This is a genomic window from Kineococcus haloalkalitolerans (assembly GCF_050871905.1).
Lineage (GTDB): Bacteria > Actinomycetota > Actinomycetes > Actinomycetales > Kineococcaceae > Kineococcus.
Map to the genome: position 1 here is coordinate 1 of NZ_JBJLSH010000048.1, position 20,563 is coordinate 20,563.

Below are 20,563 nucleotides of genomic sequence, written 5' to 3' on the forward strand. Positions count from 1 at the left end.
CCCCCCCCCCCCCCCCCCCCCCCCCCCCCCCCCCCCCCCCCCCCCCCCCCCCCCCCCCCCCCCCCCCCCCCCCCCCCCCCCCCCCCCCCCCCCCCCCCCCCCCCCCCCCCCCCCCGGGGGGGGGTGGGTGGGAGCGGTCAGGGGGGTCAGCGCGGGGGAGCGGGCGACCGCAGGGAGCGGGCCGACCGGCGCGGGCGGGGCAGCAGGGGGCGCGGCGGCATCCCCTCCGACCGCCGGCGCGCCGACAGGGTCGAGCCGGCGCTCGCGGCGACGACCAGACCGATGGCCAGGACCCCGGCGGCGCTGAGCCGCTCGCCGAGCAGCGCGAACCCGGCGGCCGCCGCCAGCGCCGGCTCCAGGCTGAGCAGGACGCCGAAGACGGCGGCGGGCAGGCGTCGCAGCGCGGCCAGCTCGAAGGCGTAGGGCACGACGGAGGCCAGCAGCGCGGTCGCGACGACGAGCGGCAGCAGCCCCGGCTCGCCCAGCGCCCGCGCGGCGCCCGGCGCGCCCAGCGGCAGGACGAGCAGCGCCGCGACGGCCGTGGCGACCGCGAGCCCGCCCAGCCCCGGCACGGCCCGCCCGACCCGGCCGGCGGTGAGCACGTACCCGGCCCAGAAGACGCCCGCGACGGCGGCCAGCGCCACCCCCGCCGGGTCGAGGACGACGTCGGCGGGGTGCCCGGCGGTACCGAGCAGGACGACGCCGGCCAGGGCGGTGCCCACCCACACGAGGTCCCGTCCTCGCCGGGACAGCACGGCGGCCAGGGTCAGCGGCCCGAGGAACTCCACGGTGACGGCCGTGCCGAGGGGGATGCGGTCGATCGCGGCGTAGAAGGTGCCGTTCATCGCGGCCAGGCACGCGCCGAGGGCGGCGACGGCCCGCCACTGCGCCCGCGTCCAGGTGCGCAGCCGCGGCCGGGCCAGGGCCAGCAGCACGAGGGCGGCCACGCCCAGGCGCAGCGCCGTCGCGCCCGTGCTGCCCGCGGTGGGGAACAGGTGGCTGGCGGCCGCGGCGCCCACCTGCAGGGACAGGCAGGAGCCGAGCACGAGCAGGACGGCGGGGCCCGGGCGGGCGACGGCGGTGGTCACGGCTCCACTGTCGAGGGGCGGCTACCGTGGCGTCCAGCGAACTGTTCTGGAGGAGAACCGTCAGCTGAGCTGAACGATCGGGAGGTCGCCGTGCTCGACGTCCACCGCCTGCGCCTGCTGCGGGAGCTGCACCGCCGCGGCACGCTGGCCGCCGTCGCCCGCGCGCTCAGCTACAGCCCGTCGGCCGTCTCGCAGCAGCTGTCGCTGCTGGAGCACGAGACGGGCGTGCAGCTCCTGGAGCGGGTCGGGCGCGGGGTGCGGCTGACCGCGCCCGCGCGCGTCCTGGTCGAGCACGCCGACGCCGTCATCGAGCGCCTGGAGCGCGCCGAGGCCGACCTGGCGGCCTCGCTGAGCGAGGTCACCGGCACGGTGCGGGTGGCCAGCTTCCAGACGGTGCTGCTGGCGCTCGTGCCCGCCGCGCTGACCCGCCTGGCCGCCGAGCACCCCGCCCTGCGCGTGGAGATCACCCAGCTGGAACCCGAGGAGGCCTTCGCCGCGCTGCTCGCCCACGACGTCGACCTCGTCCTCGGCGAGGAGTACCCGGGGCTGCCGCGCGTGCTGGAGGACGGCGTCGACGAGGAGGACCTGGCCCACGACGGCCTGCGGCTGGCGCTACCGCGGCACGGCCCGCTGGCCCGGCTGCCCGAGGACCTGGCCGCCCTGGCGGGGGCGCCGTGGGTGATGGACCCGCCGGCCTCGCTGCCGGCGCGCTGGGCGGTGGCCCGCTGCCGCGCGGCCGGGTTCGAGCCGGACGTGCGGATCGAGACGCCCGACCCGCTGCTGCAGTCGCACCTGGTCGAGACCGGGCACGCCGTCGCGCTGCTGCCGGACCTGCTGTGGACGCAGCTGCACCCGGACCTGCGCCTGGCCGCCCTGCCGGGGGACCCGGTGCGCCGTCTCTACACCGGCGCGCGCCGCGGCACGGCCGGGCACCCGGCCGTCCGCGCGTTGCGAGGCGCCCTGCGCGGGGCGCTGGGTCACACCCGGTCCACGGGGCTGGCACCTGTCCGCTGACCAGGACATGCTCTCGCCGGTTGACCCGGAGAGTGAGCGGTGCTTAGCGTGTCGTCACTGGAAAGCGGTTTCCGCCGCTTCGGACCACCACACGACGAGGTGTCGATGCGTCACGCGACCAGCAGGACCCCGCACGCCCGCACTCCCGGGGGCCTGCGCCGCCGGATGCCCCTCACCGCCGCCCCGGCCCTGGCCGTCGCGCTCGCCGCGGCCTCCGCCGGGGCGGCCCCCGCCGTCGCCGCCCCGGCGGCCGGGGCGCCGACCTGGTCGGCGGTCACCTTCGGCCAGTCCACCGACCTGGACTTCGCCTCCAACGTGCTGCCGGAGAAGGTCGGCGTGAACCGCGCCGAGCCCGAGGTGCCGGGCACCGTCGAGGGCGACGTCGTCCTGGAGAGCCGCGGCGGCAAGATCGCGCCCGGCCACGACGGGCTCACCTCGTACCGGGTCGAGCTCGACCCGCGCGAGCACAACTTCGTCCTCGAGGCCGACGTCACCGTCGAGCAGTTCGGTCCGGAGACCGGCGCCGCTCCCGCGGGGCAGGAGGCCGCGGGGCTCATGGTCCGCGACGTGGACGGCGCCCCCCGCCAGGACCCGCAGCAGGAGGGCTTCGAGGAGGTGCCCGCGGCCTCGAACACCGCGGGGATCGCCGTGATGCGCGGCGGGGTCACCTCGCTGAGCCGCACGGGCGTCACCCAGCCGTGGGGCAACCCGGGCAGCCGGTGGGAGGCGACCCCTCTGGTGAAGGACGCCGGCTGGGAGCCCCTGGTGGGCCAGCCGGTGCGGATGCGGCTGGAGCGCACCGACGACGCGTTCGTCGTCTCCGCCAGCTCCCCGCTGCTGCCCGGCGGCTCCGTCGAGCGGGTGCTGCCCGGCGCCGACCGCGTGCAGGTCCTCGACGAGGGGTCGATGACCGTCGGGTTCTTCGCCGCCCGCAACGCCACCGTGCGCGTCAGCGACGTCTCGCTGACGCTGTCCCCGGCCGACACGCAGCCGCACGTCGAGCCGCCCGCGCCGGCCCCCGCGCCCGCCGTCGAGCTGGTGTCGGCGCCGCACGCGGGCAGCGCCGAGCACGTCGTGCGCGCCCGCGCCACGCGCGACGGGCGCCTGAGCGTCACCGCCGCCGGCCGCACCGTCCTGGACGGCGCCGCCGTGCGCGCGGGCGAGCCCGTCGAGGTGCCCGTGCGGCTGGGGGCCGCGACCACCGAAGTCGTCGCGACCCTCGTGCCCGACGGCGGCGCACCGGTGACCGCCACGCAGTCCGTGCGGCTGCGCGAGTTCACCCGCGCCGGTGCCGAGCTGGTCGTGGCCGCCGACGGCACCCCCGCCGGCGACGGCACCCGCGGGGCGCCGCTGGACCTGACCACCGCGCTGCAGTTCGCGCTGCCCGGGCAGGCCGTCGTCATGCGCGGCGGCACCTACCCGCTGGAGCGGACCGTGACCGTGGCCGCGCCGTACTCCGGCACCGAGGAGGCGCCCAAGACGCTGCGCCCGGCCGAGGGCGAGGAGGTCGTCTGGGACGGCGAGCGCGCCTCCGGCCCGGCGTTCCGCCTCGACGCCGACCACTGGCAGGTGCAGGACTTCCGCGTCACGCGCGGCGGCAGCAACGGCATGCGCGTGTCCGGGTCGCACAACGTCGTCGAGCGCATGGTGTTCAACTTCAACCGCGACACCGGGTTCCAGATGAGCGGCTCGGGCAGCGACCCGGCCCGCTGGCCCTCGCACAACCTGGTCCTGGACTCCGAGTCGCACGACAACCGCGACGCCGGCGACATCAACGCCGACGGGTTCGCCGCGAAGCTCGGTGTCGGGGAGGGCAACGTGTTCCGCGGCAACGTCGCCCACCACAACATCGACGACGGGTGGGACCTGTACAACCGCACCAACGAGGGCGCCAACGCGCCGATCCGGCTGGAGGGCAACATCGCCCACTCCAACGGCAGGCTGTCCGACGGGTACGGCGCGGACTCCAACACCGGCAACGGGTTCAAGCTCGGCGGCGAGGGCCTGCCCGTGGCGCACGTCGTCGTCGGCAACCTGGCGTTCGGCAACAACATGGACGGGTTCACCGACAACTTCAACCCCGGCCGGCTGGAGGTCCGCGGCAACACCTCCGCCGACAACAAGCGGTTCAACTACCTCGTGCGCACCAACCCGTACGTCGCCGAGGCGGACCAGGGCACGTACCGCGACAACCTGTCGCTGCGCACCCGTGCCGGCGGCCGCGACGACTCGATCGCCGGGGACGTGGACGGCACGAACTTCCTCGTCGTCGACGGCCGCACCGTCGGCGGGGGCGGGCTGTCGCCGACCGCCTGGGACTTCTCCTCGCTGACGCCCCCCGCCCGGTACGAGCGCGCGCGCGACGGCTCGATCGTGTGGGGCGACTACACGCGCCTGCTGCAGCGCTCGAAGCTGACGAGGGCGGGCACCGACCGCGGCCACGTCGGCGTCCTCGGCCCGCAGCCGGGGCGCCCCGGCGACGGTCCCGGCAAGCGTCCCTGAGGCGCACCGCACGACGCGGGCCCCGGCAGCGCTGCGCTGCCGGGGCCCGCGGCTGTCCCGCTGGTCCGGTTCCTGTCCGTGACACACCCGGCTCACAGGGAGCCCACAACCACGCGCCCGACGCTCTCCCCATGACCACGACCCTCCTGGGCCGGATGGCCTGCACCGCCCGCCGCCGCACCCTCGCCGCCGGAGCCGCGCTGGCGCTCGCCGGCAGCCTGGCGCTCGCCGGGTGCTCCGCCACCGGCACGACCGCCACCGCCACGCAGACCACCGCGAGCGCGAGCAGCACGTCGGCCGCGGCGATCACCACGGCCTCCACCGGCAGCGCCGACGCGATCACCACCAGCCAGACGATCACCGGCACCGCCGCCGCGTCTGATGCCTTCCTCGCGACTCTGACCGACGAGCAACGCGAGCAGGTGCTGCACGCCTACGACGACGAGACCAAGACCACCTCGTGGTCGAACTTTCCGGTGACCTTCGTCGAGCGCGCCGGGCTGAACCTCGCCGACCTCACCGAGGAGCAGCAGGCGGCCGCGATGGCGGTCCTCGAGGCGCTGCTGAGCGAGGAGGGCTACGCCACCGTGACGGGGATCATGGGCGGCGACCAGTACCTCGCCGACTACAGCAGCTCGTCCGAGGAGTCCCTGGGCCAGTACTACATCGCCTTCTTCGGCGATCCCTCGGACACCAGCGCCTGGGAGGTCCAGTTCGGCGGCCACCACCTCGGTCTCAACGCCACCCTCGACGGGTCCGCCGACGCCATCACCTTCGCCCCCACCCACCTGGGCACCCAACCCGCCGTCTACACGGGCGCCGACGGCGAGGAGGTGCAGCCCCTGGCCGGCATCTACGAGGCCGCCTTCGCGTTCTACGACAGCCTCGCCGAGGAGCAGCTCGCCGCGCTCTACCAGGGCGAGCGGGTCTCGGCCATGGTCTGCGCGCCGGGCAGCACGTGCGACTACCCCACCGGCACCGGCCTGTCCGGCGCCGACCTGACCGATGAGCAGCAGCAGTTGCTGCTCGACGTCATCGCCGGCTGGGTGGGCCTGGCTGACGCGGAGACCACGGCCGACGCCCTCACCGAGATCGGTGCCACCCTCGACGAGACGTACGTCGCCTGGTCGGGCGCGACCACCTACGACATGACCCAGGGCGAGGGGATCTACTTCCAGATCTCCGGTCCCGACGTCTACATCGAGTTCGCCGCCCAACAGGGGTCCGCCGACGCCGACGTCGACGGCGTCACCACCTCCGGGTGGGGCCACGTCCACACCATGTACCGCGACCCGGAGGGCGACTACGCCAGTAGCGCTGTCCAGCAGGAGGCGACCGGTGATCCTGGAGCCGGTGGTCCGCGCGCGGGCGGTGGTCCGGGTGCGGGCGGTGGCCCCGCCGGCGGGGGGCAGCCGCCGTCCGGTGCTCCCGCTTCCAGCTGACCACCGGTCCGCCCCGCGAGGCCCCGTGAGGCCCCGCGGGGCCCCGCGGGGACCTCAGCGCAGGTAGGCCGCCAGCACCCGTGCGGCCCCGTCCACGACGTCGCGGTGCACGACCTCGAACCCGTGCGTCGACAGCGTCGGCAGCCCGAGCGCGACGGCCCGCGCCACCTGGCCGACGGTGGAGGAGTCCGAGGCGTCGCTGCCGTAGGAGCCGAGCACCGCGCGCTGCGCCGGCACGCCCTCCCGCTCCGCCAGTTCGACGAGCCGGTCGGCGCAGCGCCGGTCGTAGACGGCCGTGCCGTCGGCGTACGGGACGACGACCCCGGGGTGCAGCGATGTCCCGTACTCGTCCTCGGCGGGGGCGACGTCCAGGGCGAGCACCTCCTCGCCGGGCAGGGTCCGGTCCGCGTAGGCCGCGCCCACACCGCCGACCTCCTCGCGCGTGCTGAAGACGGCGTACACGTCGCCCGCGGGCCCGCCGCCCCGCCGCAGCAGGCGCAGAGCCCGCAGGAGGACGACCAGCGCGAGGCGGTCGTCGAGGAAGAAGCACCCGACGAACGCGCCGAGGTCGACGAGCTCGCGCCGGCTGCGGTGCACGCAGACGCGGCTGCCGACGTGGACGCCCGCGTCGGCCAGCTCCTGGGGGGAGCGGCCGGTGAACACCCGCACGTCGGTCCAGGTCATCGCCCGGTCACCGCCGTCGGGCTTGGTCGCCCACACCTGCGGGGTCTCCTGCGTGGTGTGCTCCGACCCGAGCGTGAGCACGCCCGTCACCACGGCGGCGTCGCCCAGCACGTCGACCGGCCCCAGCCCGAAGTTCGCGGGGTACATCGTCCCCAGCGGCTGCACGTGCAGGTCGCCGTCGGCGGCGACGCGCTTGACGACCATCGCCAGCTCGTCCAGGTGCGCGGTCACGCGCACCGCGCCCCGACCGCTCCCCGCCGGCCCGCTCAGCAGGCCCACGAGGTTGCCCGCGGCGTCCACCCAGGAGCGGTCCACCAGCGGCGCCAGCTCCCGCGCGCACACGTCGCGGACCGCGTCCTCGTCACCGCCGGGACCGTACGCGCGCAGCAGCTCCTGCAGCAGGTCCCGCGTCGCCGCGTCCACGCCGTCCCCTCAGCCCCGGCGGACCAGGCCGCGCGCCAGCAGCACCGCGGCGGCCAGGCCCGCGGCGGCGCCCAGGGGGCGCCGGTGCCGCTGCGCCCACACCTGCGGGCTGCGCGACCACGACTGCTCGTCGAAGATCCCGTGCGCGCCGTGGTCGCCGGGCACCGGCTCGTCCAGGCAGTCGCCGACCATCGCGCTGGCGGGCAGGTCGGTCTGCTGCCCGTCCACACCCGTGCGGGCCAGGTAGCGGTCCAGCAGCGCGGGGGCCAGGTAGTTGCCGAGGATGGTGCCGACGGTGGCCTCGCCGACCCACGTCTCGCGGCGCGGGCGCTCGGCCACGTCCACCACGACGGGCGCGCACACCTCCGGCTGGTAGATCGGCGCGACGGGCTGCGGGTGCTTCGGCAGCTTCGAGCGCACCCACCCGAACTGGGTGGTGTTCATCCCCGGCATGTGGACCAGCGACACGGTCACGGAGCTGCCCTCGGACAGCAGGTCGGTGATGACGCTCTCGGTGAACCCCTGGATGGCGTGCTTGGCGCCGCAGTACGCCGACTGCAGCGGGATGCCGCGGTGGGCGAGCGCCGAGCCGACCTGCACGACCGTCCCGCGGTCGCGGGGCACCATGCGCTTGAGGGCGGCGCGGGTGCCGTTGACGTAGCCGTAGTAGGTGGTGCGGGTGGCGCGGTCGAAGTCGGCGGGGTCGACCTCCCAGAACTTCGCGAAGACGCTGGCCATCGCGTTGTTCACCCACACGTCGATGGGCCCCAGGCCCGCCTCGACGCGGGCGGCGGCGGACTCGACGGCGTCGGCGTCGCCCACGTCGCACGGCACCGCCAGGCCCCGGCCGCCGGCGGCCTCGACGTCGGCGACCGCCCCGGCCAGCCCCTCGGCGCCGCGGGCCAGGACGGCCACGTCGTAGCCGCGGGCGGCGAACTCCCGCACGACGGCGCGGCCCAGCCCCGCCGACCCGCCCGTCACGACGGCGACCCGCCGCCCGTTCCCGTTCCCCGCTGCGCTCACCCGCTGACCCTCGCAGCCGGTGCGCGACCCGGCACGCCGAGCCGGGGCGCGCTCAGCCCTCGTCGGGCTGGGCGCGCTCGGGCAGGTGCTTGGCGGCGTCGTAGGCCAGGTGCAGCAGGTCGGAGCCGAAGACGGCCGTGAGCATCGCGGCGACGCTGCGGGTCAGCCGCGGGGCGAGGACCCCGCCGGCGACCAGGCCGGTCGCCACCCACACCGACGTGCAGAACGGGCAGGTCAGCAGCTCGCCGACGGAGTGGCGCAGGCCGCTGCCGCGGACCTCCTCCATGTTCTCCCCGTCGCCGGCGGGACCGACGAAGCGGGTGAACGGGGCGCGGAACGGCGCGGTGACGGCGTCCTTGGAGATGAGCCGGCTGGCCTTGTGGGTGGCCACGGTGAGCAGAAACAGGTCCTGCGCGCTGAAGCGGTCGGGCATCTCGCGGCCGAGGCCGCGGGCCAGCAGCGCCGCGCCGCCCACCCCGCCGGCGAAGACGCCCATGAGGGTGAGGAACCCCCCCAGCGGGCGCTCCTCGTCGCCCTCGTAGGCGCTCTGGACGTCGTTCAGGCGGGTGTGCAGGGCGTGCAGGTGCTCGCGCGCCCGCAGCGGGACGTCGGGGGTGTCGGTGGCCATGCCCCGACCATCACCCGGCCGGGCCGGTCCCACCACCCGGACCGCCGCCGGGCCCGCCCGGAGCGGGTGCGCCACGATGACCGCGTCCGTCCCCGAGACCCCAGGAGGTCCCCCGTGCCCGCTCCCGTCCCCGCCACGACGACGTGACCGCCGGCCCTCGCGCCGTCCGGTCGGGTGGCCCCGCAGCAGCACCGCTCCTCCCCCCGCGCCGCCGCCTGCTGGCCGCGGCCGGTTCCTCCGCGCTCCTCGCGGGCCTCGCCGCCTGCGGCGAGCGCACCTCGCCCGTCTCCGCCGCCTCCCCCGACGCGACCGGCGGCGGGCAGCTCACCGTCGGCGCCATCCCCGACCAGGACCCCGAGGTCCTGCAGCGCCTGTACGGCGCCCTCGCGGACTCGATGGCCGAGGCCACCGGCCTGGACGTCTCCTACCGCCCCGTCACCGACTACGCCGCCGCGGTCTCGCTGTTCCGCACCGGCGACCTGGACCTCGTGTGGTTCGGCGGCCTGACCGGGGTGCAGGCGCGCCGGCAGACCCCCGGCGCCGTGGTCCTGGCCCAGCGCGACATCGACACCGCGTTCCGCTCGGTGTTCGTCGTGAACACCGCCACCGGCCTGGCGCCGTCGGAGGACCTGACCGCGCTGGCGGGGCTGCGGTTCACCTACGGCAGCCAGACGTCGACGTCCGGGTTCCTCATGCCCGCGCACTTCCTGACCGAGCAGGGCGTGGACCCGCGCGGCTTCCCCGGCGGCCCGGGGTTCAGCGGCTCGCACGACGCGACGCTGCAGCTGGTCGCCTCCGGCAGCTACGAGGCCGGCGCGCTCAACGAGCAGGTGTGGACTGCCCGCAGCGAGGAGGGCGCCGTGGACCCGGCCGTCGAGGTCTACGCGCGGACCCCGCCGTACCACGACTACCACTGGCTGCTCGGCCCGCGGGCCGTCGAGCGGCTGGGGGAGGACCTGCCGGACCGGCTCACCGGGTACCTGCTCGGGCTGTCGGCCGACGACCCCGCCGACGCGCAGGTGCTCGACCTGTTCGGCGCCGGCGCGTTCGTCCCGGCGCAGGCGTCCGACCACGCCGAGATCGAGGAGATCGGCGAGCAGCTGGGGCTGCTCTGAGCGCCGCCCTGCGGCTGTCCGGTGTCCAGGTCCGCCACGGCGGCACCGCGGCCCTGGCCGGGCTCGACCTCGTGGTCGGGGCCGGTGAGCGGGTCGCCGTGGTGGGGCCCTCGGGTGCCGGGAAGTCGACGCTGCTCGGCGTGCTCAACGGGTCGGTGGCGCCCACCGCCGGTGCCGTGGAGGTCCTCGGCGCCGACCCGGCCGCGCTGTCCGGGCGCGCGCTGCGGCGGCTGCGCGCGCGGGTGGGCACCGTCCACCAGCACCTGGAGCTGGTGGGGCCGCTGCGCGTGGTCCACAACGTCAACGCCGGCCGGCTGGCGGACTGGCCGGCGTGGCGGGCGGCGTGGTCGCTGCTGCGCCCGCAGGGCCTGCCGGAGGTCCTCGCCGCGCTGGAGCGCGTCGGCCTGGCCGACCGGACGTTCGAGCGCACCGAGCGCCTGTCCGGCGGGCAGCGGCAGCGGGTCGCGGTCGCCCGCGTGCTCGTGCAGCGCCCGGACCTCGTGCTGGCCGACGAGCCGGTCTCCGCGCTGGACCCCGCCCTGGCCGAGCGGGTGCTGGCGCTGCTGGGCGCGCTGGCCGCCGAGGGCGGCGGCGCCCTGGTGGCCGCGCTGCACGACCCGGCGCTGGCGCTGCGGCACTGCGACCGGGTCGTCGGCCTCGTCGACGGGCACCTCGTCCTGGACGCCCCCGCGGCCTCGCTGACCGCCGCGGACCTGGCGGACTTCTACGGGGTCGGCGCGTGAGCGCGACCGCTCCCGCGGTTCCGCGGCTGCGCCGGTCGCGGGCGCGGTGGGCGTGGGGGCTGGGCGCCGCCGCGCTCGTGCTGTGGTCGCTGGCCGGGACGGGGGTGTTCTCCGGCGACGTCCTCAACCCGGCCGGCCTGCGCCAGGCGGGGCGCTTCACCGCCGGGGCGCTGTCCCCGGACCTGTCGGCCGGGTTCGCGCGCGTGCTGCTGACGAGCGCGCTCGTCACCCTCGCGTACGCGGCGCTGGGCGCCGCGCTGGCCGTGCTGCTGGGCGCCGTGGGCGCGATCGCCCTGGCCCGCACGACGTGGGGGCGCCGGCGCGCGGGCTGGGCGCTGGCCCGCGCCGCCGTGGCCGTGCCCCGCGGCCTGCACGAGGCGGTGTGGGGGCTGCTGCTGGTCAACGTCCTCGGCCTGGACCCGTGGGTGGGGGTGCTGGCCATCGGGGTCCCGTACGGCGCGGTGACCGCGAAGGTGTTCGCGGACCTGCTCGACGAGGTGCCCCGCGGCGGCCACGACGCGCTGCTGGCCGCGGGGGCGGGGCGGACGGCGGCTGCGCTGTACGGGCTGCTGCCGCCGGCCGCGGGTGCCCTGCTGGCGTACGCGTTCTACCGGCTGGAGTGCGCGGTGCGCTCGGCGGTCGTCCTGGGCCTCGTCGGCGCCGGTGGCCTGGGCTACCAGCTCTCGCTGTCGTTCAGCTCGCTGCGCTGGGACCAGGTGTGGAGCTGCGTGTACGCGCTGACGCTCCTGTGCGTGGGCGCCGTCGTCGCCGGGCGGGCCGTGCGCCGCCGCCTGGCCGACCCGCCGCCGCTGGCCGGGGACCGGCTGCGCCGCGACCGCGGGCTGGTCGCGGCGGTGCTGGCGGTGCCGGTCCTCGTGGCGTGGTCGTGGTGGTACCTGGCGCTGAGCCCGGCCGCGCTGGTCTCGGACCGGACCGGTGAGCAGGTGGCGCTGCTGCTGTCGCTGGCCTGGCCGCCGGACGTGTCCGGCCCGCTGCTGGGCTCCCTGGCCGTCGCGGCGGTCGCCACGGTGCAGATGTCCGTGGTCGCGGTGGCGCTGGCCACCGCCGGGGCCGTGCTGCTGTCCGGGGCGGCCGCCCGCCCGCCGCGCCGACCCGGGCCGCTGCGCCGGGCCGCCGGCGCGCTGGTGCGGGGCGCGCTGCTGCTGCTGCGGGCCGTGCCACCGCCGGTGCACGCGCTGGTCCTGCTGTTCGTGCTGCGGCCCGGGCCCCTGCCGGGGGCGCTCGCGCTGGGCGTCTACACCCTCGGCGTCCTGGGCCGGCTGGCCGCCGAGGCCGTCGAGGAGCTGGACCGCCGGCCCGCGCGGGCCCTGGAGGCGCTGGGCGCGGGCCCGGTCGGCGGCTGGCTGTACGGCACCGCGCCGCGCGCGGCCGGGCCCGTGCTCGCCCACGCCCTGTACCGGTGGGAGGTCGCCGTGCGCGACACGGTGCTCGTGGGGCTGCTCGCCGGCGGCGGGCTGGGCGCCGTGCTCGCCACCGGCCTGCAGACGTTCGACTGGCCCGCGGTGACGACGACCCTCGTGGTGCTGGTGGCGCTGACCCTGGCCGTGGACCTCGTCAGCGACCGGGCGCGGGCGGTGGTGCGCTGACGGGGTCCCGGCCCGTCCCCGCACCCGGGGCCGTCAGAGCGACTGGCCGCCCGACAGCTCGATCCGGGTGCCGTCGGCCCAGCGCATCCCGTCGCCCAGCAGCGCCGGCACGGCCGCGCCGATGTCGTCGGCCTCCCCGACGCGGCCCAGCGCGATGGCGCCCGCGACCGCCCGGTTGACCTCCTCGACGTCGCGCACCACGCCGCCGCCGAAGTCGGTGGCGATGGCGCCCGGCACGAGCGCGTTGACGCGGATGCCGCGCGGGCCCAGCTCCGCGGCCTGGTAGCGGGTGAGGACCTCCACGGCGCCCTTGGCGGCGGCGTAGGCGGCGTAGCCGGGGTTGGTGAAGCGGGCCAGGCCGGAGGAGACGTTGAGGACGCGCCCGCCCTCGGTCATCAGCGGCAGCAGCGCCTGCGTCAGCAGGAACGGGGCGCTCACGTGCACGCGCAGCATCTGCTCGACCTGCTCCGCGGTCGTCTCGGTGTACGGGGCGAAGGCGCCGAACCCGGCGAAGTGGACGACGGCGTGCAGGTGCTCGGCGCCCGCGGCGCGCAGCGCGTCCGCGACCTCGCCGGCGAACGATTCGAACGTCGAGGCGTCCTCGACGTCCAGGCGCAGGGCCGCGGCGGGCACGCCGGCGGCGCGCACCTCCTCGACCATCGCGTCGGCCTCGGCCCGGTTGGACTGGTAGGTGCCGATGACGCCGGTGCCGGCCGCAGCCAGGTGCCGGGCGGCGCTGCGGCCCAGGCCGCGGCTGGCGCCGGTGACCAGGACGACGCGGTTCGTGTTCTCGGTGGTGGTGGTGCTCACGGGGGTTGTCCTCCCTGTCGGTGGTGACTGGTGCGACCAGCGTGCGAGCCCGGCCGCCGGGCACGGGCGTACGGCTGTGCCCCGGACCGGCAGTCCGGGTCTGACCGGGCGCGGGACGGCCACACTGGTCCCGTGAGCACCGGGGACCGGCAGGCGCTGGCCGACTTCCTGCGCCACCGCCGCGAGCAGCTGCAACCGTCCGACGTCGGCCTGGTCGCCGGCGGGCGCCGGCGCGCGCCGGGCCTGCGCCGCGACGAGGTGGCGGTGCTGGCCGCCATCTCCACCGACCACTACGAGCGCATCGAGCAGGCCCGCGGGTCGCGCCCCTCGCCGGAGGTGCTGGGCGCGATCGCCCGCGCGCTGCGCCTGACCCTCGACGAGCGCGACCACGTCCACCGCCTCGCCGGGCAGGCACCGCCGCCGCGGCACCGCTCGCAGGGCTGGGTCGACGCGGGCCTGATGTGCGTGCTGGACGCCCTCGCCCCGGCGGTCCCGGCGCTGGTGACCGACGACCTCAGCACGGTGCTCGCGCAGAACCCCCTCAACGTCGCCCTGCTGGGCCCGATCGCCTCCGAACCAGGGCTGCGCCGCGCGTTCGTGTACCGGTGGTTCACCGACCCCGAGCTGCGCGGGCGCTACGCCGCCGACCAGCACGAGCAGCTCGGCCGCGAGTACGTCGCGGACCTGCGCCTGGCCAGCGGCGCCCGCGCCGGCGACCCGGACGTGCGTCAGCTCGTGGACGCCCTGAGCGCCGAGAGCGCGGAGTTCCGCGAGGTCTGGGCGCTGCAGGAGGTGGCCGCGCGGCGCACCACCCGCAAGGTCCTGCACCACCCGCAGGTGGGCCGCCTGGAACTGGAGTGCGACCTCGTCGTCAGCCCGCCGTCCGGGCAGAGCCTCGTGCTGTTCCGCCCCCAGCCCGGGACCGGCACCGCCGAGCGGCTGGAACTGCTGCGGGTGGTAGGCACGCAGGACCTCGCGCCGGAACCGTCGCGCTGACGCGTCAGCCGCGCCGCCGCCGCTTGTGCCCGTACATGCGCTGGTCGGCCATCGTCAGCGCCGCGCTCAGCCCACCGTCCCGGTCGCCGGAGAGGACGGCGGCCAGTCCGATCGAGACGCCGACGCTCACGACGTGCCCGCCGTTCAGGGCCATCGGCGCGGTGACCGCCTCGCGCAACCGCTGCACCAGTTCCCGGGTGGCTGCCGCCGTCGGCGGCCCGGTGTGCGCCAGGACGACGAACTCGTCACCGCCGAAGCGCGCCAGGACGCCGCAGCCGTCGAGGACGGTGGCGGCCCGCCGGGTCACGGTGCGCAGCACCTCGTCGCCGACGTCGTGGCCGAAGGTGTCGTTGACGGCCTTGAAGCCGTCCAGGTCGAGCAGGGCCAGGCACCACGTGGTCGCCGGCAACGGTTCTCCCGACGCTCGCTGTCCGGGCAGCGGAGCGTCCTGGCGGTGGACGTCCGTGGCGGGCGCGTCGTCGAGGTGCCGGTGGGCGAGAGCGGTGAAACCGCGGCGGGTGTAGGCGCCGGTCAGCTCGTCGCGCTCGGCGGCGGCCGCGTCGACCTCGTCGCGGTGGGCCCGTCGTGCGCGGGCGACGGCGTGCAGCAGCGACAGGACCAGCGCCGCCGCGGCCGCGCCCGCGGTGGTGGGTCCCAGGCCGCTGCCGGTCAGGACCGCGACCACGGAGCGGTCTGTCGTCGAAGCGTCGGCCCCGGTGTCCCCGGTGTGGAGACCGGCCACGAACCGGGCGGTGGCGGCGACCGCGACGAGCAGCGGCAGCACGTGCTGCACCAGCACGGCGACCGTGACGACCGATGTGGAGTGACGACGAGCGGGAGCTGGTGGCAGGGCGTCCGTGGTGCTCCTCCCCCCGGGCCCGGCACGCAGGTGGGTGATGAGGAGCAGGGCGGCTCCGGCGACGGCCAGGGACATCCCCAGCGCGCCACCGGGGAGCCACGGGCGCGTCTGACTGACGACCATGAGGGCGTCGCCGATCACCAGGCCCGCCACTCCCGCGGCCGTGGCGGTCACCCGTCGCAGGTCCCGTCGAGCCGGCCGCGGGACACGGCTGACGGTGCTGACGACCACGCTGACGGCCGTGGCGGCGGTGAGGACGTCGAACGACCAGAAGAGGGAGTAGGCCATGCCGTCGTCGACGAGAGGTCCCGCCGGTGTGCACAGCAGCACCAGGGCCGCGGTGCTCGCCACCACTTGCATCTGCGTCAGCGGTCGCTGACCGCCGATCCGTCCCGTGCGCGTCGCCGGCTGACCTGCCGCCTCCCCGTCGCGGCGCAGCTGGACGTGCGCCAGCAGGGCCAGCAGCGCCAGGTAGCGCACGATCTCGACGGTGATGGTGAAGCCGGGCTCGAACTCGTCCCGCAGGTAGCTCAAGCCGTCGGGGTTCACCCGGAGCAGCCAGTAGGCGTCGCCGGCCAGCGTCAGCACGACGTACGCGGCGAGCAGCGCCAGCGCCCGGCGGGCGTGCCGGGTACGGGCCGAGAGGGCAGCCCCGACGGTGATCGCCCCGGCGACGACCTCCAGGGCGACGACCCGGGCGTCGACGACGGCCGTGTAGTCGCTCAGCGCCCACAGGCACGCCCCCACCAGCGCAGCGGGCGCCAGCACGGCGAGCAGCCGGTGAGGGGGCGCTCCCCGTGAACCGCCGGGCAGTCGATCCTCGCGCCGGTCCGTCGGCGGTGTCGCGCGCTCGGGCACGACGTGGTGCTGCGGCACCGGTCGCGCGTGACCAGGTGGCCGGGACGGCTGGTCGGGCCGCATGCCTGTCTCACCCCGTCGTCTCTCGTGACCGGGCGGCACCTGGTCCGCTCCGGCCGGTTCGTCCGCGACGCCACCACGGTGCTCGATCGTCGCATCGGCTCGACGAGGAGATTTCTTGATCGCTCACACTGACCCCCAGAAGGGGGTCAGAGGGTTCTCCGCCGACGACCCGATCCGGGCGGCGGTCCAGGTGGAGCGTCCACTCGCCGCCGGTGTCCGGCGCGAGCAGCTCGAGTTCGAGCACGCGACCGGCCTCGCGCCGGAACCCTCGCGCTGAGAACGGGGGCTGACAGCCGGCCTGCGCGGACCGCGCGACACGCCGTCGCAGCGACCGCGACACGCCGCCCGGACCGCCGTGCCCGCAGGCCAGCTGTCAGCCCGACGGTCGAGGGGCGACGATCGGGGGACGGACCACGCGCCGGCACCCGCCAGGATCGAGCGGTGAGCACCGAGGAGAGCCGGCAGGAGCGTCGTGGTGGACGGGTCGCCGCCCAGGTGGTGGTGGGGGTCGTCCTGGTCGTCGCGGGTGTGGCCTTCCACAGCGTGGCCGCCGCCCACCGCCCGTCGGGTCCGGGTGGTTCGTCCACGTGGGCGGCCCTGCTGGACCACGCCGCGTTGCGCTGGGCGGCCTACGGGGCGGTGGTCGGCGGTACCGCTCTGGTGGTGCGGGGTTGGAACCTCCGGCGCCAGCGCTGACCCCGTGCATCAGCCGCCGGGGCCGAGGTGCCGGGTTCACGTGAGCGACAGGGTGCGGGTCTCCCGGGAACCGTCCCGGTAGGTGACCTCGACGTCCACGCCGTGCGAGGCGCCGGTCAGTTCGTCACCGGGGAACCACAGGGCGAAGTGCCCGCCGCTGACGGTGGCGACGACGTGCCCGCGGGAGGCGCTGCGGTACACCACCCCGGTGACGTCCTCGCCCGCGAACCCCTCGGCCACCGACAGGTCACCCGCCCCGAGGGTGCCGACGCCCAGGCCGGTGGCGACCACGTCGCGAGGGCCGGGTGCGGGCACCGCGGGAACACCGATCGAGCCGAACATGCCACGGGAGAACGTCCCGGCGGAGTCGTCGGTGGTGCACGTGGCCACGAAACCACCCTCCGCGCCCAGCACCACGGTGGTCCACGCCCCGCGCCGTTCCGCGACGGCCACCACGGCGTCGGCCAGCTGCGGGTACATCTCGTCGAACCCGCGGACGCCCTGGTGCTCGCGGCAGCTCTCCGCCGCGGCGGCGGCGGCCGCGGGACTCAGGGCGGCGGGGACCGCGGTCCAGGTGGCGTAGGCGTCGTCGCCGCCGCCGAACGGCGAGGGCAGCAGGACCAGGCCCGCGGTGACCGCCGCCACCAGACCCGTCGTGAGCACCAGTCGCCGCCGGCGTCGTGCGGCGGGGTGCGCGGTGGTGGCAGCGCCGCGGGGGTCGGGGTCCGTGGCGAGGATCCGTTCCAGGTCGCCGGCAGCGCGGTCGTCGCGGTCGTCGCCGGAGCCGGCGGCGTCCACGGTGCGCAGCAGCGCGTCGATCTCGTGGGTACGGTTCACGGCACGCTCCTGAGGACGGGGCCCGCCGCGGCCGGCCGGCCGGCGGGCAGGGGGTGGTCCAGGTGCTGGCGCAGGGCCCGGCGGGCCCTGCTGAGCCGCAGCCGGAAGGCGACGGCGGAGATGCCGAGGACCGCGGCCGCGCGGGGGGAGTCCAGCTCCTCGAAGACGACGAGGCCGAGGGCTTCCTGGTGGACGTCGGACAGCTCGCGCCACGCGCGGGCCAGGTCGACCCGGTGCACGACGCCCTCGCTCTCGTCGCGGCGCGCCCGCTCCTCCCGGTCGCCGACCTCGGCGAGGCGCACACCGAGCGCCGCGCGGCGCCGCCGGCCGCGCGCCTGGTTGAGCAGGACGTTGCGGGTGATCGCGTACGCCCAGGCGCGGGCGTCGTCGCGGTCGGCCGGGACCTCGTCCAGGCGCCGCCACACGACGAGGAGCGCGTCGGCGACGACGTCCTCGGCCGTGCCGGCGTCGCTGCGGCGGTGGGCGAACCGCAGCAGCGGGGGGCGCAGCTCGTCGTAGAGCGCCCGGAAGCGGTCCTCGCGGGTGGTCGGTGGGCTCACGACTCGTCCCTGTCCGGCACCGGGGCGGGTGTGTCGCCGCACCCGCGCGGACCGTCGTGCGCGACGGCGCCGCTCACGCCTCGCCGGCGGCCCACCCGGGGACGGCGCCGGTGAACGGCACGGTCTCCCAGAACTCCCGCTGCGCGGGCGTCAGCTCCCCGGTGGTGGCGGGGTCGGCCGGGGGCTTGAGCAGGACGTGGAAGGGCAGCCCGTCGGCCTCGCCGCTGCGCACGAGGACGACCGGCGCGCCGCGGACGGCGGCCTCGCACTCCGGCCGCTCCCCGACGCACACGACGACGCCGGAACCCTCGCTCATCACGTCGAGGACGGGCCGCTCCCACCAGGTGCTGGTGAACGCCAGGTCGACGTCCGCGGGCAGTTCCTCGGGGACGACGAAGGTGCCGGGCCAGCGCTGCAGCGACTCGCGCACCTGCCCCCGCCAGTCGAGGGTGTCGTCGCCGGGACGGTCCGGCCCGCCCGGCGACAGGGGCTGCAGCCGCGGCTGCACGTACGCGCCGGTGGCGGGCGCCTCGGTGGCCGGGGGAGCGCTGCTCGTGGGCGCGCCGGTACCGGCGACCTCCGCCAGCCAGGCGTCGGTGTCCGTGCAGGCGCGCCGCGCCGACTCGTTGTCCGCCTCCGGTTGCCCGGGTCCGTCGCTGGCGGCGCTCCACGCGCGCCCGTGCTGCAGCGCGGTGTAGCGGACGCCCCGCCAGAAACCCGGTTCCTGCACCCGCAGCCCGTCCGCGTCCTCTTCGGCGGTGGGGACGCGGTCGACGAGCACCTGGGTGACGTAGGGGCGCCCGTTCCCGTCGGTGCCCTCGAGGACCACGACGCGCGACCCGGCCTGCGAGGGGGTGGCCGGGACCGCCACGACGCACAGCTCGCGCGGCGCCCGGTCGGGGCCCGGCGCCTCCTCGGGGACGGCGTCGATCCCACCGGACATGCCGAGGCAGCCGTCGTTCTCGGCGCACAACCGCCGCATCGCCTCGGGATTCCGCTCGGCGGCCAGGGCGACCACGCGGGCCACGACGTCGCGGGCCTCGGTGTCGCCGACGGCCGCGACCGGCCCGCCGGCCTGCGCGGCGCACGCGGCGAGCACGCCCACCAGGGCCAGCGCGGACAGCGTCGGCAGCGCGCGGCGCGGGGTGGTCACCCCGTCGACGGTCACCAGCGGCTGCCCCGCTGAGCGGGCGTTCGGCGAACCCGGGAGATCGGCCGGAGCCACCGGCTCACCGGGCCGGGACGTCGTCCCGGTGCGCGCGGACCGCGGCCACCGCCGCGCAGACCACCGCCAGCGCGCCACCGCCAGCCGCCCCGACCGCGAGGCCGGACCCGAAGCTCCCCGCGGGGGCGGCGTGGACCACGCCGGCGAGGAACGTCAGGACGAGCAGCCCGTAGGGGACGAGGCGGCGCGGCCGGAGCCAGCGGGGATCGTCGGCACGGACTCCCAGACGCTTCGCGTGGGCCAGCGCGGCGCCCGCGGCGACGGCGGGGACCGCGAACGTCGTCAGCGCGTAGGGCAGGGCCCCGCGCCCACCGGCCCACAGCATGGCGGTGGCGGCCGCCGTGCCCAGCCACAGCGCGACCTGCAGGCCGACGGCCGAGGCCTCGTTCCACACGTCGCGCTGCCGCTCCTCCTGCAGGAAGGGGCTGTCGAGGTCGCCGATGCCCTCCGCCCAGCGCGCGAGCGCGCCGTCGCGGCGGCCCGGCTGCTCCAGCGTCTCGTCGTGCTCGTTCACGCGCGCGCCTCCGTGGTGTGCGAACCGACCGGTGCGTCCGGTGCGGGGGTGGCGAAGAGGTCCTCGACGCTGTGCCCGAGCCGCTGAGCGATGGCCAGGGCGAGGTAGACGGAGGGGGCGTAGTCGCCGGCCTCGACGGCGACCACGGTCTGCCGGGTGACCCCGCAGGCGTCGGCGAGCTCGGCCTGGGTGAGCCCGAGAGCGGTGCGCGCTGCGCGGACACGGTTGCTGCGTCCCCGCGCGGATGTCCTCCCCACCGGACGAGTGTCAGGTCTACCCGACACCATGTCAAGGCTACGTGACACGGCTCGGCGACAGCCCGTCGGGGAGCCCGCGACCCGGGTGGCGTCCTCGACGCCGGGCCGGCTCACGGGCGTCGGGCCGGACCGACTCCGACGCAGCCGCGGACCGGTCACCCTGCGCAGGTGACGACCAGCGCACCGCCCACCCGCCGCCCGTCGGTCGGGACCGTCCTCGCGGTGGCGCTGCTGGCTCTCGCCGTCGCCGGGGCGGCGTGGGTGGCGTGGGAGGTGACCGCCTCCGGCCGCGCACCGCGGGCGTTCACCGAGCGCGTCCCGTACCCGACCTGCCCGCCGGTGGAGGTGCCGCTGGGCGGAGCGTCGCTGCCGCCGGTGCTGCAGTGCCTGACGGCACCGGGCGCCGGGCGCGAGGGGGCGGAGGTTCGGGTGACGACCCTGACCGAGGAGGGCGACCCGATCAGGACGTCCTACCGCCTGCTGCCTGCCGGCGCCGGTGTCGACGTGTTCACCGACGCCACGGACGACTCCTACGGCTCCGGCGGCTGGGAGCACGTGCGCTGCCCGGACGTGGCGGCGCTGCGGACGGGGGAGGGTTGCGGGCCGGCGTGAGGAGCCC

20 protein-coding genes are annotated in these 20,563 nt (G+C 76.9%); 9 read left to right on the plus strand and 11 right to left on the minus strand.

Translation table 11 applies throughout. The features are described from left to right. Positions 1 to 146 precede the first annotated feature (146 nt). The gene (locus ACRYMY_RS16480; RefSeq protein WP_432548313.1) at positions 147 to 1,088 is read right to left on the minus strand and encodes an EamA family transporter; all 942 of its coding nucleotides are present in this window, start codon (positions 1,086 to 1,088) and stop codon (positions 147 to 149) included. A 90-nt stretch (positions 1,089 to 1,178) separates the two neighbouring features. Between ACRYMY_RS16480 and ACRYMY_RS16485 the strand changes: the two genes are divergently transcribed. The 3 genes from ACRYMY_RS16485 (at position 1,179) to ACRYMY_RS16495 (ending at position 6,046) form a co-directional block, all read left to right on the plus strand. Further along, positions 1,179 to 2,102 carry a LysR family transcriptional regulator gene (locus ACRYMY_RS16485; protein WP_432548314.1) on the plus strand — a complete coding sequence of 308 codons (924 nt, stop codon included), beginning with the start codon at positions 1,179 to 1,181 and terminating at the stop codon, positions 2,100 to 2,102. Between the two features lie 105 nt (positions 2,103 to 2,207). After that, entirely contained in the window at positions 2,208 to 4,604 is a 2,397-nt protein-coding gene (locus ACRYMY_RS16490) for a right-handed parallel beta-helix repeat-containing protein (RefSeq protein ID WP_432548315.1), read from the plus strand. Between the two features lie 131 nt (positions 4,605 to 4,735). Beyond that, entirely contained in the window at positions 4,736 to 6,046 is a 1,311-nt protein-coding gene (locus ACRYMY_RS16495) for a DUF3500 domain-containing protein (protein WP_432548316.1), read from the plus strand. A gap of 54 nt (positions 6,047 to 6,100) precedes the next feature. Here the strand turns inward: ACRYMY_RS16495 and ACRYMY_RS16500 are convergent, their stop codons facing one another. The 3 genes from ACRYMY_RS16500 to ACRYMY_RS16510 are packed head-to-tail and all read right to left on the minus strand — an operon-like array spanning position 6,101 to position 8,804. Further along, positions 6,101 to 7,153 (minus strand): M42 family metallopeptidase, encoded by a 1,053-nt coding sequence (locus ACRYMY_RS16500; RefSeq protein WP_432548317.1) that lies wholly within the window; start codon positions 7,151 to 7,153, stop codon positions 6,101 to 6,103. 9 nt (positions 7,154 to 7,162) lie between these two features. Beyond that, the gene (locus ACRYMY_RS16505; RefSeq protein ID WP_432548318.1) at positions 7,163 to 8,176 is read right to left on the minus strand and encodes an SDR family oxidoreductase; all 1,014 of its coding nucleotides are present in this window, start codon (positions 8,174 to 8,176) and stop codon (positions 7,163 to 7,165) included. A 52-nt stretch (positions 8,177 to 8,228) separates the two neighbouring features. Further along, the gene (locus ACRYMY_RS16510; protein ID WP_432548319.1) at positions 8,229 to 8,804 is read right to left on the minus strand and encodes a DUF1360 domain-containing protein; all 576 of its coding nucleotides are present in this window, start codon (positions 8,802 to 8,804) and stop codon (positions 8,229 to 8,231) included. A 218-nt stretch (positions 8,805 to 9,022) separates the two neighbouring features. On the opposite strand from ACRYMY_RS16510, the gene ACRYMY_RS16515 reads away from it, so the two are divergent. From ACRYMY_RS16515 to ACRYMY_RS16525, 3 genes are all read left to right on the plus strand, one after another. Further along, a complete protein-coding gene (locus tag ACRYMY_RS16515; RefSeq protein ID WP_432548341.1) occupies positions 9,023 to 9,919 on the plus strand; it encodes a putative selenate ABC transporter substrate-binding protein in 897 nt (298 codons plus the stop codon). A 71-nt stretch (positions 9,920 to 9,990) separates the two neighbouring features. Further along, positions 9,991 to 10,662 (plus strand): phosphonate ABC transporter ATP-binding protein, encoded by a 672-nt coding sequence (locus ACRYMY_RS16520; RefSeq protein WP_432548320.1) that lies wholly within the window; start codon positions 9,991 to 9,993, stop codon positions 10,660 to 10,662. Then, the gene (locus tag ACRYMY_RS16525; RefSeq protein ID WP_432548321.1) at positions 10,659 to 12,269 is read left to right on the plus strand and encodes a PhnE/PtxC family ABC transporter permease; all 1,611 of its coding nucleotides are present in this window, start codon (positions 10,659 to 10,661) and stop codon (positions 12,267 to 12,269) included. Before ACRYMY_RS16520 ends, ACRYMY_RS16525 begins: the two co-directional genes overlap by 4 nt. Before the next feature lie 33 nt (positions 12,270 to 12,302). Here ACRYMY_RS16525 and ACRYMY_RS16530 read toward each other — a convergent pair whose 3' ends face one another. Further along, entirely contained in the window at positions 12,303 to 13,079 is a 777-nt protein-coding gene (locus tag ACRYMY_RS16530; protein WP_432548322.1) for an SDR family NAD(P)-dependent oxidoreductase, read from the minus strand. Positions 13,080 to 13,211: 132 nt separating this feature from the next. Here ACRYMY_RS16530 and ACRYMY_RS16535 point away from each other — a divergent pair, with 132 nt between their 5' ends. Next, entirely contained in the window at positions 13,212 to 14,075 is an 864-nt protein-coding gene (locus ACRYMY_RS16535) for a helix-turn-helix transcriptional regulator (protein ID WP_432548323.1), read from the plus strand. A gap of 4 nt (positions 14,076 to 14,079) precedes the next feature. Here ACRYMY_RS16535 and ACRYMY_RS16540 read toward each other — a convergent pair whose 3' ends face one another. After that, positions 14,080 to 15,702, minus strand: a complete 1,623-nt coding sequence (locus ACRYMY_RS16540) for a GGDEF domain-containing protein (protein ID WP_432548324.1) — start codon at positions 15,700 to 15,702, stop codon at positions 14,080 to 14,082. A 594-nt stretch (positions 15,703 to 16,296) separates the two neighbouring features. Here ACRYMY_RS16540 and ACRYMY_RS16545 point away from each other — a divergent pair. After that, on the plus strand, positions 16,297 to 16,551 hold the full coding sequence (locus ACRYMY_RS16545; RefSeq protein WP_432548325.1) for a hypothetical protein: 255 nt from the start codon (positions 16,297 to 16,299) through the stop codon (positions 16,549 to 16,551). A gap of 36 nt (positions 16,552 to 16,587) precedes the next feature. On the opposite strand, the gene ACRYMY_RS16550 is transcribed toward ACRYMY_RS16545, so the two are convergent. From ACRYMY_RS16550 to ACRYMY_RS16570, 5 genes are all read right to left on the minus strand, one after another. Further along, a complete protein-coding gene (locus ACRYMY_RS16550) occupies positions 16,588 to 17,388 on the minus strand; it encodes a hypothetical protein (protein WP_432548326.1) in 801 nt (266 codons plus the stop codon). Then, positions 17,385 to 17,948, minus strand: a complete 564-nt coding sequence (locus tag ACRYMY_RS16555; protein WP_432548327.1) for an RNA polymerase sigma factor — start codon at positions 17,946 to 17,948, stop codon at positions 17,385 to 17,387. The genes ACRYMY_RS16550 and ACRYMY_RS16555 overlap by 4 nt, the downstream gene beginning before the upstream one ends. Before the next feature lie 73 nt (positions 17,949 to 18,021). Beyond that, a complete protein-coding gene (locus ACRYMY_RS16560) occupies positions 18,022 to 19,101 on the minus strand; it encodes a hypothetical protein (RefSeq protein WP_432548328.1) in 1,080 nt (359 codons plus the stop codon). A 76-nt stretch (positions 19,102 to 19,177) separates the two neighbouring features. After that, positions 19,178 to 19,687 (minus strand): hypothetical protein, encoded by a 510-nt coding sequence (locus ACRYMY_RS16565; protein ID WP_432548329.1) that lies wholly within the window; start codon positions 19,685 to 19,687, stop codon positions 19,178 to 19,180. After that, on the minus strand, positions 19,684 to 19,944 hold the full coding sequence (locus tag ACRYMY_RS16570) for a helix-turn-helix transcriptional regulator (protein WP_432548330.1): 261 nt from the start codon (positions 19,942 to 19,944) through the stop codon (positions 19,684 to 19,686). Before ACRYMY_RS16570 ends, ACRYMY_RS16565 begins: the two co-directional genes overlap by 4 nt. A 168-nt stretch (positions 19,945 to 20,112) precedes the next feature. Here ACRYMY_RS16570 and ACRYMY_RS16575 point away from each other — a divergent pair, with 168 nt between their 5' ends. Continuing rightward, positions 20,113 to 20,556, plus strand: coding sequence for a hypothetical protein (locus ACRYMY_RS16575; protein ID WP_432548331.1), 444 nt, complete (start codon positions 20,113 to 20,115; stop codon positions 20,554 to 20,556). Positions 20,557 to 20,563: the final 7 nt, after the last annotated feature.

What these genes read in the sequence shown, in the direction of transcription:
- ACRYMY_RS16490 (WP_432548315.1), top strand. Translation starts at nt 2,208, where the DNA reads ATGCGTCACGCGACCAGCAGGACCCCGCACGCCCGCACTCCCGGGGGC.
- ACRYMY_RS16510 (WP_432548319.1), bottom strand. Translation starts at nt 8,804, where the DNA reads ATGGCCACCGACACCCCCGACGTCCCGCTGCGGGCGCGCGAGCACCTG.
- ACRYMY_RS16495 (WP_432548316.1), top strand. Translation starts at nt 4,736, where the DNA reads ATGACCACGACCCTCCTGGGCCGGATGGCCTGCACCGCCCGCCGCCGC.